Source organism: Promicromonospora sp. NPDC052451, from assembly GCF_044547525.1.
In the GTDB taxonomy this organism is placed as follows: domain Bacteria; phylum Actinomycetota; class Actinomycetes; order Actinomycetales; family Cellulomonadaceae; genus Promicromonospora.
Map to the genome: position 1 here is coordinate 25,797 of NZ_JBIUAP010000007.1, position 14,880 is coordinate 40,676.

Sequence of the window (14,880 nt, forward strand, 5' to 3'; positions counted from 1 at the left end):
GACCGCCAGAAAGAATGGCCGCAAGAATGTCGAGAAAGTTGTTTACCACCAGGGGTGCGACCCGAAATTTCCGGCCTTGCCGGAAACGGTCGTCACGAGCCGTCGTGGGAGGTGAGGATGGTCCGGGTGCCGACCGGGTCGCGGGAGTCCAGGGTGCGCTGGGCACCCTGCGACTGCTGCACCATGTCCATGGCGACGCGCAGGTCCTCGGTGGCCCAGTCGAGCGACGTCTCGATGTGGGTGGCCTGGTCGAGCAGGGTGCGAGCCTGCGTCACCGACGACGGCGGGGCGTCGGTCACCCGCTGCGCGACGGCGGCGCGGGCGTCGGCGAGAGCCTGGGCGAGCACGTCGCGCGTGGCCGGGTCGGCGACGCGACCGTCCGAGTGCACGTAGACCCGCTCGGCCATGTCCATGACGGCGGCCAGGTCGTGCGAACGGTCGGACGTGGCGCTGACCTGCAGCTCGATCTTGTCGGTCAGGGCAAGCAGCCGGCTGGCCTCGTCGGCGCGGACCGACCCGACCCAGAGGGTGATCGCCACCGCGACACCGGTGACGATCGCGGCGCCGTACGTCCAGCGGCGGCGCCCGCGAGCTCCGGCGAGCTCGGCGAGCGGGGGCTCCGACGCGTCGAGCGGCGGGAGGTTGGCCGGGTCGATCTCGGCCAGGGCGGGCAGCCCGGTGGGGCCGGGCGAGGCGGGCAGGTGGCTCGGACTGTCTCCGGCCGGTTCGTCAGCATCGGACATCGTGGATTCCGGTCTAGCTAAAGCGATGGTGTTCAACTCTTCCCCCAAAGAGAGTTCCCATGAAAACTATCTGTCGGACTCAAGGCCCGTTCAACAACCGGTGAGAATGACGCTAGGACTACTTTCTTCCTCTCGCGCGGCGAATCCGTAATACGTCCGTGATCTGTGGACGACGCTCCCGAGCGCCGGGCGGCTTGGCCATCGGCAGGCACAACCTGTTGAGGGGCTTGGCCCGGTGCCTACACTGGCCTGGTTCGACGACGACGTCCGAACCAGGTCAGGGGCAGCATGGCGCAGGTGCCGCACCGCGACGCGCAGTGGGTGCGCGCCGCCTACGAGAACTTCGTCGGTTCCGCCGGCTCGCAGGAGCCTGACGGCATCGACCCCGTCGTCGCGGCCTCGTGGCGACGGAGCCTGCGCAACGGTGTCGACCCGGACAGCCCGAGCGCGGTGGCGGTCGCGGCGTCGGACGACCTGGAGGACTACCGGAGCCACCATCCCCTGGCCGTCGCGATGCCCCTGGTCCGGGACATGGTGGGCGGTGCGACGGGGGACGACCTCGTGGTGGCCGTCTCGGACGACGCCGGCCGGCTGCTCTGGGTGGAGGGCCGGGGTCCGGTCCGCGCCGCGGTCGACCACGTCGGCTTCGTCGAGGGCGCCGTGTGGCGCGAGGAGTCCGTCGGCACCAACGCGCCGGGCACCGCCCTGGCCACACGCCGCCCCGTCCAGGTGCTCGGCGCCGAGCACTTCGCGCGTCCCGTGCAACGACTGAGCTGCACCGCGGCGCCCGTGCACGACCCGGCCGGCGGGATCGTGGGCGCCGTCGACCTCACCGGCGGCAGCGTCGCCGGGTCGCACGTCGCCCTCGCCCTCGTGCGGGCCACCGTCGCCATGGTCGAGCGCGAGCTCGCAGCGCGAGCCGCCGCCTGGCCGCGGGACGCCACGGTGGCGACGGCGCTCGGACCGACCGCCGGTCCGGGCCGGGGGCCCGACCTCCGGCTGCTCGGGCCGCCCGCGCTGCGCGGCCGGCGGATCTCGCTGCGCCACGCGGAGATCCTGCTCCTGCTGGCGGAGCACCCCCGGGGGCTGGGCGCCGAGGAGCTCGCCGTGCTGCTGCACCCGGGCGACCTGTCGCTCGTGGCCGTGCGGGCGGAGATCTCCCGGCTCCGCCGCGTGGCCGACGGCGCCCTGGACGGTCCGCTGCTCGCCGGTTCACGCCCGTACCGGCTCGCGCGCCCCCTCCTGTCCGACGTGGACGCGGTACGCGAACGGCTGGGCCGCGGCGACGTGCGGGGCGCGCTGGCCGCCTACCCGGAGCCGCTGCTGCGCCGGTCGGTGGCGCCCGGCGTCGAGCGGCTGCGCGAGGAGCTGGAGGCGGAGGTGCGTGCGGCGGTGCACGTCTGCGACGACGCCGTCGCCGTCGAGCGGTGGACCGCACGCGCCGAGGGTGCGGACGACCACGCCGCCTGGACCCGGCTGGCCCGGCTGGCCCAGCCCGGCGGTCCGCAGGCCACCCGGGCGGCGGCCCACCTGGCCGTGCTGGAGCGCCGGCTGACCTGACCCGCGGGCGATCCCGGCCGGCCCCGGCGATCCGGGATCGTTTCGGGACCGCCGCGTGTTCTCCTGGTCGTCAGCGCACGCGCTCCCCGAGGAGGAACCATGGCCACGCCCGTCGACCCGTCCGAGAAGTTCTCGCGGTACGCCCACCCGGAGCGCCTCGTGAGCACCGCGTGGCTGGCCGAGCACCTCAAGGATCCCGGGATCGTCGTCGTGGAGTCCGACGAGGACGTGCTGCTCTACGAGACCGGGCACATCCCCGGCGCGGTGAAGGTGGACTGGCACACCGAGCTGCAGCACCCGCAGGTCCGCGACTACCTGGACGGCGCCGCGTTCGCCGCGCTGATGGGCGGCAAGGGCATCACGCGCGACACGACGATCGTGCTGTACGGCGACAAGAACAACTGGTGGGCCGCCTACACGGCGTGGGTGTTCACCCTGTTCGGGCACCAGGACGTGCGCCTGCTCGACGGCGGCCGCGGCCTGTGGAGCGCGGAGGGCCGCGAGCTCACCACCGACGTCCCCGCCCCCGCACCGGTCGAGTACCCCACGGTCGAGCGCGACGACACCACGGTCCGCGCCTTCCGCGAGGACGTGCTGGCGCACCTGGGCAACGGCCCGCTCGTCGACATCCGCTCCCCGCAGGAGTACACGGGCGAGCGGATCGCCATCCCGGACTACCCCGAGGAGGGCGTGCTGCGCGGCGGCCACATCCCGACGGCGCGCAACGTGCCCTGGGCGACGGCGGTGGCCGAGGACGGCACCTACAAGACCCGCGAGGAGCTGGAGGCGATCTACACGGAGGGCCTGGGCATGAGCCCGGACGACGCCGTGATCACCTACTGCCGCATCGGCGAGCGATCCAGCCACACCTGGTTCGCCCTGACGTACCTGCTCGGCTACAGAGGCGTGCGCAACTACGACGGCTCCTGGACGGAGTGGGGCAACGCCGTGCGCGTCCCGGTCGCGACCGGCGCCGAGCCCGGTACGGTCTGACGGCTCCGCACAGGCGGCGGCTCAGCCTCGGCCGAAGGCCTTGCGCAGCTCGTCCTTGGCGCGTTCGAGCACGTCGCGCTGGTCGGCGTCCAGCTCCTTGCCCGCGCGGTTGACGTAGAACGTCAGCATCGACATCGCGGAGCGGTACGGGGAGCTCTTGCGCCGGCCGCTCGCCTCCGCGGACTTCTTGAGGGACCGGGCGATCCGCGCGGGATCGTGCCAGGTGAACACGCCCTCCTCCAGGTCCAGGGCGTCACTGCCCTCGGTGACGCGCTGGGACCAGCGGTCGGGGCCGCCGTCCGGCCCCTTGTTCTCGGCCATAGGGCCACGCTACGACGCCGTCCGGCCACTCGCCCGGGCCGCCGCGACGGTGAAAGGATGAACGGATGAGCACCGACCACGCGGACCTGCCCGAGGCCCTCGCCGAGCTGCGGGACGCCTTCCTGGAGACGCCCGAGCGGGATCGCCTCCAGCTCCTGCTGGAGGTGTCGCGCGAGCTCCCGCCCCTGCCTGCGCGCTACGCGGACGCGCCCGAACAGCTCGAACGGGTCCAGGAGTGCCAGTCCCCCGTCTACGCCGTCGCCGAGGTGGACGACGCCGGGGTGGTCGCCTTCCACGCGACCGCCCCGGAGGAGGCGCCCACCACGCGCGGCTTCGCGTCCATCCTCGCGCAGGGGCTGACCGGGCTCACGGCGCAGCAGGTGCTGGACGTGCCCGACGACTACCCGCTCCAGCTCGGCCTGACGAAGGTGGTCAGCCTGCTGCGGCTGAACGGCATGGCGGGCATGCTCGCCCGAGCCAAGCGCCAGGTCCGGGAGCAGGTCGGCACCGCGCACGCCTGACGGCGCTACCCGCCCAGCCGCGCCCGCAGCCAGGGCACGCACGCCTCGGCCTGGATGCGCTGGAACGCGCGCAGGTGCGGTATGCCGGGCGGCGGGTCGAGCAGGGAGTGGTGCACGAAGTAGGCGGTCAGCACGGCGACCCACACCGTGACCGCCTCGGGGTCCGTGCCCGGGGCCAGCGGCGTGCGGTCCAGCACCTCCTGCGGTGCGGGCCCGCCCGTGGCGTGCACCGCCGGCAGCATCGCGGTCTGGTCCACGAAGCCCGCGCCCCGCACGGCGTGCGGCCAGTCGACGGCCACCGCCTCCTCGGCCCCGTCCGCCCGGCGGACCACGAGCGCGTTGTCCGCACGCAGGTCCTTGTGCACCAGGTGCGGCCCGGTAAGCGCGGCGCGCTGCCGTGCCGGCGCCGCGGTCTCGGCGACGCGGTCGAGGTTCCGGCCCAGCCAGGGGTCGTAGGTCGCCAGGCCGGCCGGCCGTTCGTCGGCCAGGAGCGAGGCCTCGGGCCAGACCTGGTCGACCAGGTCGGGGAACGCGCCGCCGACCGGCACCTCGTGCTCGGCGATGCGGCGGGCCAGGTGCTGCAGCCGGTCGAGGTCGGCCAGGTCCCAGGGCTCGGTGCGCGGCACACGGCCGTCCACGGCGTCGGAGGCGACCACCACCCACCCGGGTTCGTCCGACCCGGGCAGGGGCACCTCCCTGGCCCAGCGGAAGGCCGGGGCGGGCACGCCCGCGGGCAGGGCCGCCGCGCGCTGCGCCTCGCGACGGTGCAGCCGGGCGGCGACGTCGTAGCCGGTCGAGGCGACCTTGACGAACGCGCGCTCGCCGGCCGCCTCGAGGGTGAGTGCCCAGCCGGGCGAGTAGCCGCCGTCGTGCGACGTCCAGCCGGTGACGGGGCCGCCCAGCTCGGCGACGACGGCGTCACGCACCGGGGCGGGCAGCTCGGGCCAGGTCGGTCGGACACGGGTCATGCGGTGATCCTGCCCGCCGCCGCGGCGCCCTGGCGAGGAGAAATCGGCGCGCGAAGTGGACGCCCGTCCAGAAAATGCGGGATATCACGGCTGTGATGTCTGGGTTACGGGTATTCCTGGCGCTCTGCCGCAGAGTTCGGTCCTGGAATGTCTTGTTTCCTTCCCCGCACCGCCCGCACAGCACGGATTGACAGGGTGAAAAGAGCACCCGACTCTTCTTCGTGGTGAACACACACGTGTGCTCCACCACCTGTTTCAACGGAGCTATTCGAGGGGAAACACAATGATCCGAGGATTCCGTGCAATCAGTCGCGCTGTGGCAACCGTGGCGGTCTCCGCCGGCCTGGTCTGCGCAGCCACAGCAGGTGCGAGTGCCGCGGTGGTGACCGACGGGGACGTCCCCGCGGCCCACACGATCAGCGTGGAGGCGGAGCCGGCGCCCGACGTCGTCGCGGACCCCGTGCCGGACGTCCCGATCGACGCCCCGGTCCCCGACGTTCCCGTGCCGGACCTCCCCGTGCCGGAGCTGCCTGTCCCGCTGCCGACCACCGGTCTGCTGGACGGCCTGCTCAGCGCCCTCGGCAACCTGCTGAGCTCGCTCCTCGGTGGTCTCCCCGTCCCCGTCCCCCTTCCCGGGGTCTGAGGACAACCCTTTCGACCTGCCGGACGTCGCCAGCACGGCCGGTTACCGAACCCCTTTTCCACCAGCCGTTCGTGAACGGTGGGGCTGGTGACAAAGGGCTCCCGGTGAGGCCCTTTCCCGGATACCCGGGAAAGGGCCTCACTGCTGTCCGGAAAAGGCATTCGGCCAGGGACTTCCCGCTGACCCGGATCAGGGCAGAACACCGACGCAGCGGGCTATCCGCCGCACCGCCTCGTGCAGCCGGTCCGGGGTGTTCGCGGCATACCCGATCACCAGGCCGGGCGGCCCGGCACCCCTCCGGTGCGCCGACAACGGCTGCACCAGCACCCCGTCCGCCCGGGCCCGGCGCGCCACGTCGACGTCGTCGAGGCCGGGCAGCGTCACCAGGAGGTGCAGGCCGGCGGCCACGCCGTGGGCGGTGCCGCCGGGCAGGTGCGTCGTCAGCGCCGCCAGCAGCGCGTCCCGGCGGGCGCGATGGCGGCGCCGGACCTGACGCAGGTGCCGCTCGAACCCGCCGGAGGTGATGAAGTGCGCCAGCGCGAGCTGCGGCAGCGCGGGACTGCCGAGGTCGGTCCAGTACCGGGCCTCGATCAGCTCCGTCCGGAGCGCGGCGGGTGCGAGCAGCCAGCCCAGGCGGATCGCGGGTGCCAGGGTCTTGGACACGCTGCCGAGGTGCACCACGTGGTCCGGCGCGAGGGCGCGCAGGGCGGGGACGGGTGGCCGGTCGTAGCGGTGCTCGGCGTCGTAGTCGTCCTCGACGACGAGGCGGCCGGGCATGCCGTCCGGACCCTGCGGGGCCGCGCGCGCCCATGCCACGAGCTCCCGTCGGCGGCCGGGGGCGAGCACGACGCCCGTGGGGAACTGGTGCGCGGGAGTGACCAGCACCGCGTCCACGGCGGTGCGGCCGAGCGCGGCCACGTCGAGCCCGTCCTGGTCCACCGGGACCGGGACCGGGTCCAGACCCCACCGCCGCAGGTGCTCACGTGCACCGTACGAGCCCGGGTCCTCGAAGCCGATGCGGTGCGTCCCTCGCGCGCCGAGCACCCGGGCGAGCAGCACGAGGCCCTGGGACACCCCGTTGACGACGAGGACCTCGTCGGGGCGGGCACGCAGGCCCCGCGTGCGGGCGAGCCATCCGGCCACGGCCTCGCGCAGCGCGGGCAGCCCGCGCGGGTCGCCGTAGCCGAGCCCGCTCGACGCGAGGCCGCTCAGCGCCGCCCGTTCGGCGCGCGCCCAGGCGGCGCGGGGGAACGCCGCGAGATCCGGCAGACCGGGCGACAGGTCGATCAGGTCCGGGCCGGCCGGCGCACCGGCGGCGTCCGGGCCGGGGAGCCCGTCGGCAGCCCCCGGCGACACGTGCGGCGAGCCGGGCCCGGGCAGCGGCCCAGGAACGGACCCAGGCTCGGGCCGCGGCCCGACGGCGTCACGCCCGCCCGGCGCAGCCACGACCTCGGTGCGCACCGTCGTGCCGCCGCCGTGCCGCCCCGTCAGCAGCCCCTCGTCCGTCAGGCGCCGGTACGCGTCCACCACCACGCCCCGTGAGCACCCGAGCTGGTCCGCGAGGACCCTGGTCGCGGGCAGCCGGTCGCCCGGGGCGAGGCGACCGTCGCACACGGCGTCCCGCACCTGCTCGGCGAGCCATGTGGCCAGGCCGCGCGGCCGGGCGCGGGCCGGATCGAGCTGGAGAAAGTCGGCGCCCGCCATCTTGGTCTCCTTGTTCGCCACGAACTTGGCACTGTCAGACGGACCAAGTCTGGAGCACGCTCACCGTCATGACGACCTCCATCCACCCGCCGGCGCCGGGCGACGCCCCGGCGGCCCGCCCGTCCGCACCCTGGTCCGGCCCCGTGTTCGCCGGGCTCGGCATGACCCTCGTCGGCAGCCAGGTGGCCGTGTCGGGGGTGCTCGCCGACGCCCCGCTGTTCGCCGTGCAGGCCCTGCGGTACACGCTCGCCGCCGTGGTCCTGGTGCTGCTCCTGCGGGCCACCGGTCGCACCGTCCCCGTGCCGCGCGGCCGGGAGTGGGCCTGGCTCGCCGCGGTCGCGCTGAGCGGGCTGGTGCTGTTCAACGTGGGCGTGGTGCGCGGCGTCGCGCACGCCGAGCCGGCGGTGATCGGTGTGGCGGTCGCCGCCGTGCCGGTGCTGCTCGCGCTCGTGGGACCGCTCCTCGGCGGGGCCCGGCCCGCCCCCGTGGTGGTGGCCGGCGCGGTCGTGGTCACCCTGGGCGCCGTGCTGGTCACCGGGGGCGGGCGCGCCGACCCGGCGGGCCTCGGCTACGCCCTGCTCACGCTGCTCTGCGAGGCCGGGTTCACCCTGCTCGCGGTGCCGGTGCTGCACCGGCTCGGGCCGCACGGGGTGTCGCTGCACACGGTCTGGATCGCCGCCCTCGCGCTGTGGGGCCTCAGCCTCGTGACCGAGGGGCCCGGCGCGGTCCTGACGCTGCGGTCCGGGCAGGTCTCCGCCGTGCTCCACCTCGCGCTGGGCGTCACGGTGGTGGCGTTCCTGCTCTGGTACACGGCCGTCGGCCGGATCGGTCCCGGACGGGCCGGGCTGTTCACCGGCGTGGTCCCGGTGGCGTCCGCCGTGGGCGGCGTCCTGCTCGGTGCGCCCGTGCCGGGCCCGGTGGTGTGGCTGGGCGTCGCGGTCGTGGGTGCCGGTGTCCTGCTGGGGTTGCGCGCGCCGTCCGCGGCGCCCTAGCTCCCGGGCGCGGGTCCCGGCCCCGCCGGCTCGACCTCGAACCGGTACCCCGCCCCCGGGTGGGTGAGGATGTGCTGCGGGTGCGACGGGTCGCGCTCCAGCTTGCGCCTCAGCTGCGCCGTGTAGACCCGCAGGTAGTTGGTCTCGGTCGAGTAGGCGGGACCCCAGACCTCGTGCAGCAGCAGCTTGCGGTCCACGAGCCGGCCCCGGTTGCGCACGAGGACCTCCAGGAGCGCCCACTCGGTAGGGCTCAGGCGTACCTCCGCCCCGGCCCGGAACACCTGCCGCCGCGCCAGGTCGATCCGCAGCTCACCCGCCACGACCACCGGTTCCTCCGCCTGCGCCGGGGCCGCCCGGCGCACCGCCGCCCGCAACCGCGCCAGCAGCTCGTTCATGACGAACGGCTTGGTCACGTAGTCGTCGGCACCCGCGTCCAGGGCGTCGACCTTGTCGTCACCGAGCTGCCGGGCCGACAGCACCACGATCGGCACCCGGGTCCAGCCACGGATGCCCGCGATCACCTCGAGGCCCGGCATGTCCGGCAGGCCGAGGTCCAGCAGCACGACCTCCGGCCGGGCCGAGGCCACCGCGTCCAGCGCGGCCGCGCCCGTCGGCGCGGTGGTCACGTCCCAGCCGTGCGCCCGCAGGTTGATGGCCAGGGCGCGCACCAGCGCCACGTCGTCGTCCACGACAAGCACCCGGTTGCCGGACGGCGGGCGCGTGCCCTCGTCACCCGGCTCGCTGTTCACAGCACCCATCTCACCACGTGGCGCAGCGCCACGCGTCCGGCGTCCGGGCGCCAGGGCACGTCAGAAGTCGAAGAGGTCCTCCAAGAAGGACTCCTTGCGCTTCTTCTTGTAGCGACGGTCCCCGTACGAGTCGTAACGACGGTCGTCGTCGTACCGGCGGTCGCGGTCGTAGCGGCCGTCCCGGTCGTAACGACGGTCGTCGTCGCGGCGCCGGTCGTCGTACCGCGGGTCGTAGGCGGGCTGCGGCGAACCGTACGACGGGCCCACCTGGACGGGGTTGGGCGCGGGCGGAGCCGCGGGGGCCGACGGGGCCGACGGCCGGTTCTCGGCCGCGATCTCGGTCTCCACCGAGCGGTCGATGACCTTGTCGAGCTCACCGCGGTCGAGCCACACGCCACGACACGTGGGGCAGTAGTCGATCTCGATCCCCTTGCGCTCGGACATGACGAGCGTGGTCTGGTCGATGGGGCACAGCATGCTGAAGGTCTCCTCGCGGTCGTCGTCTGCGTCAACCAACGGACAGGGCCGCCGGGCGGTTCCTCGTCCGCTGCCTACCTGCCCGGGCCGGTCCAGGCTCCCAGGCTCTCACGGACGCCCGGACCGCCGAGGGACGCCGCTGTTGAGACGGCGGCGCCGCCGTCCTGCGCGGCCACGACGGCCCACACGACCGCGCCCACCAGGAGGAGCGCCGCCAGGACCGTGAGGGTGATCTTCCAGGCCGACCAGGGACGCTGGCCCACGACCTCCGCCGTGCGCGCGTTGACCAGCACCTGGAAGGGCTTGCCCGCGTACAGGTAGGTCGCGATCCACACCGGCAGCAGCAGGAGCTTGTACGTCACCGCCGAGTAGCTGGTGTGCACCTGGTGCACGCGCTGCACGTCGCCGCCTATGTCGCGCTCGCAGTCGTTCTCGATGACGGGCGCCATCTCGCCCTTGGCGACCTCCAGCCCGGCCTCGGGCTCGACGTCGTACCGCAGCGTCTCGTAGCCGGCGAGGTAGTCGGGCTGGTAGGGCCGGGCCTGGCCCAGCGGCCACGGGCTGAGCCTCGCCAGGTGCTCGGGCATGACCCGGCCGGTCCCGGCGACCAGCACGTCGTCGAAGTCGCGCGCCACGGTGCCCGCGGCCGGGTACCAGCGGGTCTTCTGCACCTGCCGGGTCTGCGTCTGGCTGCGGCCCTCGGAGTCGGTGGTCGTGTAGGTCTCGGTGACCCAGTAGTGCTCGCCCCGCTGGCCCGTGTAGTCGGAGCGGGTCCGCGCGTCGAACGTCCAGTGCGGCAGGTAGACGCCGTGCGCCTGCTCGGCGGAGACCACCTTCTTCAGGGCCGACGGCGCGAACCACCGCGAGCGCACCCACGTCCGCAAGGCGCCCTGCATGGCGTCTCGGTCCACCTCGAACGGCAGCACGGCCTCCGGCTCGACCAGGCCGAGGCCCTCGACCTCCGCGACCATGGGCGACCCGCAGAACCCGCACTTCTGCGACAGGTGGTCGCTGGTGGTGACCGCACCGCAGGTGCCGCACCGGTAGTCCTGCGTGGCGGGCGCCACGGGGCGCGTCCGCGCCGCGAGCGCCGCGAAGTCGTGCTCGCGCACCTCGCGGACGACGGCGGCGACCTGCTGCGTGTGGCCGCAGTACGGGCAGGTGAGCGTGCCCGTACCGGCGGAGAACTCGACGGTGGCCCCGCACTGCTCGCACGGGTAGGCGCGGTGGGCGACGGGGCCGCCCTCGGTCAGCTCGACCATCGTCAGGCCTGCGGCAGCGGGGGCGGCGTCGCGCCCAGGTGCCTGGCCACGTCGGGCACGGACGACGCCGGCTCCCAGCCCGCCATGCCCGCACGCCAGATCAGCGTGCTCGCCGTGAGGGTGCCCGCGGCGGCCTGCGCGGCGAGGGCGGCGTCGTCGAACGGGCCGGTCTGGGTGCCGCCGTTGCCCAGGAACCAGCCGCCCGGCAGGGGCGGCGGGCCGGCGGGTGCGGCGGCGGCCGGGGCGGACGGCGCGGCGGGCTGGGCGGGCGGCACGATCGCGTTGCCGACCGCCTGGCCCAGCCCCATGCCGATGACGGCGCCCGCGCCACCACCGCCGTCAGCAGCGGCCTCCATCGCCTGGCCGGCCTGGAACTGCTGGAACGCGGCCATGCTGCCCACGGTGCCGGACGAGACGATGCCCATCGAGGTGCGCTTGTCGAGGGCCTCCTCGACCTCGGGCGGCAGCGAGACGTTCTCGACGACGAACTTCGGCACGGCGATGCCGAGGTCGGTCGACAGCTCCTCGGTGAGCCGGGCGGCGAGCTGGTCACCGAGGTCGCCGTGGTGCGCGGCGACCTCGATGACGGGGATGCCGGACGACGAGAGCACGCTCGCGAAGTGGCTCACCACGTTCTGGCGCAGGTATTCGTGCACCTCGTCGGTGCGGAACTGCGGGTCGGTGCCGACCAGCTCGCGCAGCAGCAGCTGCGGGTCGGAGACCTTGGCGGAGAACGCGCCGAAGGCCCGCACGCGCACCATCCCGAGCTCCGGGTCCCGCATCATGACGGGGTTCTTGGTGCCCCACTTCAGGTCGGTGAACTGGCGGGTGCTGACGAAGTACACCTCGGCCTTGAACGGCGAGTGGAAGCCGTGCTTCCAGCCCTTCAGGGTGGACAGCACCGGGAGGTTCTGGGTCTCCAGGGTGTAGGTGCCGGGCTCGAACACGTCGGCGATGGTGCCCTCGTTGACGAAGACCGCGGTCTGGGACTCGCGGACGACGAGCCGCGCGCCCATCTTGATCTCGTTCTCGTAGCGGGGGAACCGCCACACGATCGTGTCCCGCGTGTCGTCGAGCCACTCGACGATGTCGACGAGCTCGCCCTTGATCTTGTCCAGCAGGCCCATGCCGCACTCCCTCGCCTCGTCCGTCCGCGCGCCGCGGACACCTGGACGATACAAGCGCCGGGTACGGGGCGGTACGAAAGGTGACGGGACCGTGACCTGGCATCCGGCCGCTGCCGCGACCCCGGACGTGTGAGAGAGTTTCACCGCAGGGTGACAACCCGGCGAACCTGTCCGGAGGTGCAAGGGCCGATGACCGTCCTCGTGGCGTACAACGAGTCACCCCAGGGTGAGGCCGCCGTGCGCGCGGCCGTCAGCGAGGCGGCACGACGCCGGCAGGAGCTGGCCGTGCTCGTCCTCACGCCGCAGGCCGGCACGCAGGTCCCGGCCGCGCTGGCCCACCTGCTCGACGCGGTGCCCAGCACCGTCACCCTCGGTCCGATCGCGTTCCGTCCCGAGCAGACCGAGGTGGCCGACGCGATCGTGGACCAGGCGGAGGCCGTCTCCGCGGACCTCGTGGTCATCGGCTCGCGCAAGCACTCCACCGTGGGCACGTTCCTGGTGGGCTCGACCACGCAGCAGGTGCTGCTCGACTCCCCCGCGCCCGTGCTGGTGGTCAAGGCCAGCTACGCCTGAGCCGGAGGTGAGCGTGGGCGGAGCGCCGAGGAACGAGGCGTACCGCCCGGAGCGAACCGCAGGCTCAGGCGTCGTCCGGCTACGCCTGAGGCTGCGCCGCCCGTGCGGTGATCCGGCCGACGACGTCGTCGAGCACCGGCGTCGCGATGCCGTGCGCAGCCGCCCGGCGGCCCACCGCCCCGCCGATCGCGTCGAGCTCGCCCTCCCGGCCCGCCTCGACGTCCGCCTGGAGCGAGGAGCGCATCGGGGGCGGGAAGCCGTCCAGGATGCCGCGCAGGTCCTCCCCCGTGGTGGGCACCCCTTCTGCGGTGGCGGTCGCGGCGATCTCGGCGAGCAGCCCCGCGGTCAGCCCGGGGTCGCGGGTCAGCGCCTCCCCGATGCCCGTCGCCCACGTGGAGGTCAGCAGCGCGAGGGGCGCCAGGAAGCGGAGCTTCTTCCACAGCACCTCGGCCTCGGTGCCACCGGTCACCACCTCGATCGGGGTGTCGCGCAGCGCGGTCACGACGCCGAGCGCGGCGGCGTCGTCCGGCACCACCGTGCGCAGGAGCGTGCCGCGGTGCCGCACCAGCGCCGGACCGAAGCCGCCCGCACCGGTGCGCAGCGTCTCGCCCGCGATGGTGGCCCCCACCACGCGCACGCCCGGCAGCGCCTCGCGGAGCGCGACCAGGTGGTCCAGGCCGTTGAGCAGGGACAGCACCTCGGTGGGCGCGGTGCCGACGAGCAGGCGGGCGGCGTCGGAGACGCCCTCGGCCTTGACCGCCACGACCACCCGGGCGCCGTGCGGCACCTCGGTGACCGCGGCGAGCGGCGCGTGCCAGGAGCCGAACTCGTCCGTGACCACGTCCATGCCGTGCTCAGTGACCTGCCGGGCGGTCCGCTCGCGGGCGACCACGACGACGTCGTGCCCCGCGCGCTGGAGCATCGCGGCCACCAGGCCGCCGATCGCACCGGGGCCGACGACGGCGATCAGGGTGTCAGTCATGGCCACATCGTAGGTGGGGGCGGGCGACGGACGGCGCTCGTCACCTGACGAACTCATGACGGTCTGGCCGGACGGCCGGGGCTCTGGACTAGTCTCGGCACATGACAGCAGTCACGCTCGGGATCCCGTCGGTACGGGGCGTGCCCCGGCGAGCCGCCACCCCGGCCGGCCGGCCGCGACCCGACACCCCGCTGCTGGTCGACCGGTACGGGCGCGTGGCGCGCGACCTGCGCGTCTCGATCACCACCGCGTGCTCCCTGCGCTGCACCTACTGCATGCCGGCCGAAGGGCTCCCGCTCGTGCCGCGCGACGAGCTCATGACGCCCGGCGAGATCGGCCGCCTGGTCGGCATCGGGGTACGTGACCTCGGTATCCGCGACATCCGGTTCACGGGCGGCGAGCCGCTGATGCGGCGGGACCTGGAGCAGATCATCGGCGCCGCACGCGAGGCGGCGGACGAGGGCATGGCCGCGCTCGCGACCGGCGGCACGCCGCCCGAGCGGGTCCGCATCGCCATGACCTCCAACGCCCTCGGCCTGGACAAGCGGGTCGACGCCCTGGTCGCGGCCGGGCTCGACCGGGTCAACGTCTCCCTCGACACCGTGGACCGGCAGGCGTTCGCCACGCTGACCCGGCGCGACCGCCTGGACGACGTGCTCACGGGCATCCGCGCTGCCCTCGCCGCGGGCCTGGCGCCGGTCAAGATCAATGCCGTGCTGCTGCCGGAGACGCTGGCGGGCGCGGCCGACCTGCTCGCCTGGGCGGTGGAGCACGGCTGCGCGCTGCGGTTCATCGAGGAGATGCCGCTGGACGCCGACGGGCGCTGGACGCGCGACGATGTGGTGAGCGCCGCCGACCTGCTGGAGGTGCTGGGGCAGCGCTTCACGCTGACCCCGGCGGGTCGCGAGGACCCGTCGGCCCCGGCCGAGGAGTGGCTGGTCGACGACGGCCCGGCGACCGTGGGCGTCATCGCGTCGGTGACCCGGTCGTTCTGCGGGGCGTGCGACCGCACCCGGCTGACCGCCGAGGGCACGGTCCGGTCCTGCCTGTTCGGCAACGAGGAGACCGACCTCAAGGCGCTGCTCCGGGCGGGCGCGAGCGACGAGGAGGTCGGCGACGCCTGGCGTGCCGCGATGTGGGCCAAGCCGCGCGCGCACGGCAGCGACGCGGTCGAGCTGGCCGCGGACGCCTTCGCGGACACCCGCCGCAGCATGGGAGCCATCGGCGGCTGACGCCGGACATGTCCCGCAGGTGACGGGCGGCGG

16 protein-coding genes are annotated in these 14,880 nt (G+C 74.2%); 7 read left to right on the top strand and 9 right to left on the bottom strand.

Going from position 1 to position 14,880, the window contains the following annotated elements:
• Positions 1–92: 92 nt before the first annotated feature.
• Positions 93–743, bottom strand: coding sequence for a hypothetical protein (locus tag ACIG47_RS13855; RefSeq protein ID WP_397431437.1), 651 nt, complete (start codon positions 741–743; stop codon positions 93–95).
• Positions 744–1,031: 288 nt separating this feature from the next.
• Here ACIG47_RS13855 and ACIG47_RS13860 point away from each other — a divergent pair, with 288 nt between their 5' ends.
• Together ACIG47_RS13860 and ACIG47_RS13865 are read left to right on the top strand one after the other, a co-directional pair.
• Entirely contained in the window at positions 1,032–2,303 is a 1,272-nt protein-coding gene (locus ACIG47_RS13860) for a transcriptional regulator (protein ID WP_397431439.1), read from the top strand.
• A 99-nt stretch (positions 2,304–2,402) separates the two neighbouring features.
• Positions 2,403–3,296: a sulfurtransferase gene (locus tag ACIG47_RS13865; protein WP_397431440.1), complete on the top strand. Its 894-nt coding sequence runs from the start codon at positions 2,403–2,405 to the stop codon at positions 3,294–3,296.
• Between the two features lie 21 nt (positions 3,297–3,317).
• Here ACIG47_RS13865 and ACIG47_RS13870 read toward each other — a convergent pair whose 3' ends face one another.
• Positions 3,318–3,617, bottom strand: coding sequence for a DUF3175 domain-containing protein (locus tag ACIG47_RS13870; protein WP_397431442.1), 300 nt, complete (start codon positions 3,615–3,617; stop codon positions 3,318–3,320).
• A 65-nt stretch (positions 3,618–3,682) separates the two neighbouring features.
• On the opposite strand from ACIG47_RS13870, the gene ACIG47_RS13875 reads away from it, so the two are divergent.
• Positions 3,683–4,138 (top strand): SufE family protein, encoded by a 456-nt coding sequence (locus ACIG47_RS13875; protein ID WP_397431443.1) that lies wholly within the window; start codon positions 3,683–3,685, stop codon positions 4,136–4,138.
• Positions 4,139–4,143: 5 nt separating this feature from the next.
• Here the strand turns inward: ACIG47_RS13875 and ACIG47_RS13880 are convergent, their stop codons facing one another.
• Positions 4,144–5,106: a hypothetical protein gene (locus ACIG47_RS13880; RefSeq protein WP_397431444.1), complete on the bottom strand. Its 963-nt coding sequence runs from the start codon at positions 5,104–5,106 to the stop codon at positions 4,144–4,146.
• Positions 5,107–5,422: 316 nt separating this feature from the next.
• On the opposite strand from ACIG47_RS13880, the gene ACIG47_RS13885 reads away from it, so the two are divergent.
• On the top strand, positions 5,423–5,749 hold the full coding sequence (locus ACIG47_RS13885) for a hypothetical protein (RefSeq protein ID WP_397414119.1): 327 nt from the start codon (positions 5,423–5,425) through the stop codon (positions 5,747–5,749).
• Positions 5,750–5,938: 189 nt separating this feature from the next.
• Here the strand turns inward: ACIG47_RS13885 and ACIG47_RS13890 are convergent, their stop codons facing one another.
• Positions 5,939–7,474 carry a PLP-dependent aminotransferase family protein gene (locus ACIG47_RS13890; RefSeq protein ID WP_397431446.1) on the bottom strand — a complete coding sequence of 512 codons (1,536 nt, stop codon included), beginning with the start codon at positions 7,472–7,474 and terminating at the stop codon, positions 5,939–5,941.
• A 47-nt stretch (positions 7,475–7,521) separates the two neighbouring features.
• Here ACIG47_RS13890 and ACIG47_RS13895 point away from each other — a divergent pair, with 47 nt between their 5' ends.
• Entirely contained in the window at positions 7,522–8,445 is a 924-nt protein-coding gene (locus tag ACIG47_RS13895) for a DMT family transporter (protein ID WP_397431447.1), read from the top strand.
• On the opposite strand, the gene ACIG47_RS13900 is transcribed toward ACIG47_RS13895, so the two are convergent.
• The 4 genes from ACIG47_RS13900 to ACIG47_RS13915 form a co-directional block, all read right to left on the bottom strand.
• Positions 8,442–9,194 carry a response regulator gene (locus tag ACIG47_RS13900; RefSeq protein WP_397431448.1) on the bottom strand — a complete coding sequence of 251 codons (753 nt, stop codon included), beginning with the start codon at positions 9,192–9,194 and terminating at the stop codon, positions 8,442–8,444. The two genes, ACIG47_RS13895 and ACIG47_RS13900, sit on opposite strands and share 4 nt — an antisense overlap.
• A gap of 60 nt (positions 9,195–9,254) precedes the next feature.
• Entirely contained in the window at positions 9,255–9,671 is a 417-nt protein-coding gene (locus ACIG47_RS13905; RefSeq protein WP_397414131.1) for a zf-TFIIB domain-containing protein, read from the bottom strand.
• Positions 9,672–9,745: 74 nt separating this feature from the next.
• Positions 9,746–10,933: a hypothetical protein gene (locus ACIG47_RS13910; RefSeq protein ID WP_397431449.1), complete on the bottom strand. Its 1,188-nt coding sequence runs from the start codon at positions 10,931–10,933 to the stop codon at positions 9,746–9,748.
• 2 nt (positions 10,934–10,935) lie between these two features.
• Entirely contained in the window at positions 10,936–12,060 is a 1,125-nt protein-coding gene (locus tag ACIG47_RS13915) for an SPFH domain-containing protein (RefSeq protein ID WP_397431450.1), read from the bottom strand.
• A gap of 189 nt (positions 12,061–12,249) precedes the next feature.
• Here ACIG47_RS13915 and ACIG47_RS13920 point away from each other — a divergent pair, with 189 nt between their 5' ends.
• Positions 12,250–12,633: a universal stress protein gene (locus tag ACIG47_RS13920; protein ID WP_397414139.1), complete on the top strand. Its 384-nt coding sequence runs from the start codon at positions 12,250–12,252 to the stop codon at positions 12,631–12,633.
• Between the two features lie 79 nt (positions 12,634–12,712).
• Here the strand turns inward: ACIG47_RS13920 and ACIG47_RS13925 are convergent, their stop codons facing one another.
• Positions 12,713–13,615, bottom strand: a complete 903-nt coding sequence (locus tag ACIG47_RS13925; RefSeq protein WP_397431452.1) for a ketopantoate reductase family protein — start codon at positions 13,613–13,615, stop codon at positions 12,713–12,715.
• Positions 13,616–13,716: 101 nt separating this feature from the next.
• On the opposite strand from ACIG47_RS13925, the gene moaA reads away from it, so the two are divergent.
• A complete protein-coding gene (gene moaA, locus ACIG47_RS13930; RefSeq protein ID WP_397414144.1) occupies positions 13,717–14,847 on the top strand; it encodes a GTP 3',8-cyclase MoaA in 1,131 nt (376 codons plus the stop codon).
• The last annotated feature ends 33 nt before the right edge of the window (positions 14,848–14,880 follow it).

Coding starts and splice junctions, on each gene's coding strand:
- ACIG47_RS13870 (WP_397431442.1), bottom strand. CDS start 3,617: ATGGCCGAGAACAAGGGGCCGGACGGCGGCCCCGACCGCTGGTCCCAG.
- ACIG47_RS13920 (WP_397414139.1), top strand. CDS start 12,250: ATGACCGTCCTCGTGGCGTACAACGAGTCACCCCAGGGTGAGGCCGCC.
- ACIG47_RS13865 (WP_397431440.1), top strand. CDS start 2,403: ATGGCCACGCCCGTCGACCCGTCCGAGAAGTTCTCGCGGTACGCCCAC.
- ACIG47_RS13925 (WP_397431452.1), bottom strand. CDS start 13,615: ATGACTGACACCCTGATCGCCGTCGTCGGCCCCGGTGCGATCGGCGGC.
- ACIG47_RS13910 (WP_397431449.1), bottom strand. CDS start 10,933: ATGGTCGAGCTGACCGAGGGCGGCCCCGTCGCCCACCGCGCCTACCCG.
- ACIG47_RS13880 (WP_397431444.1), bottom strand. CDS start 5,106: ATGACCCGTGTCCGACCGACCTGGCCCGAGCTGCCCGCCCCGGTGCGT.
- ACIG47_RS13855 (WP_397431437.1), bottom strand. CDS start 743: ATGTCCGATGCTGACGAACCGGCCGGAGACAGTCCGAGCCACCTGCCC.
- ACIG47_RS13875 (WP_397431443.1), top strand. CDS start 3,683: ATGAGCACCGACCACGCGGACCTGCCCGAGGCCCTCGCCGAGCTGCGG.
- ACIG47_RS13915 (WP_397431450.1), bottom strand. CDS start 12,060: ATGGGCCTGCTGGACAAGATCAAGGGCGAGCTCGTCGACATCGTCGAG.
- ACIG47_RS13895 (WP_397431447.1), top strand. CDS start 7,522: ATGACGACCTCCATCCACCCGCCGGCGCCGGGCGACGCCCCGGCGGCC.
- ACIG47_RS13905 (WP_397414131.1), bottom strand. CDS start 9,671: ATGCTGTGCCCCATCGACCAGACCACGCTCGTCATGTCCGAGCGCAAG.
- ACIG47_RS13860 (WP_397431439.1), top strand. CDS start 1,032: ATGGCGCAGGTGCCGCACCGCGACGCGCAGTGGGTGCGCGCCGCCTAC.
- moaA (WP_397414144.1), top strand. CDS start 13,717: ATGACAGCAGTCACGCTCGGGATCCCGTCGGTACGGGGCGTGCCCCGG.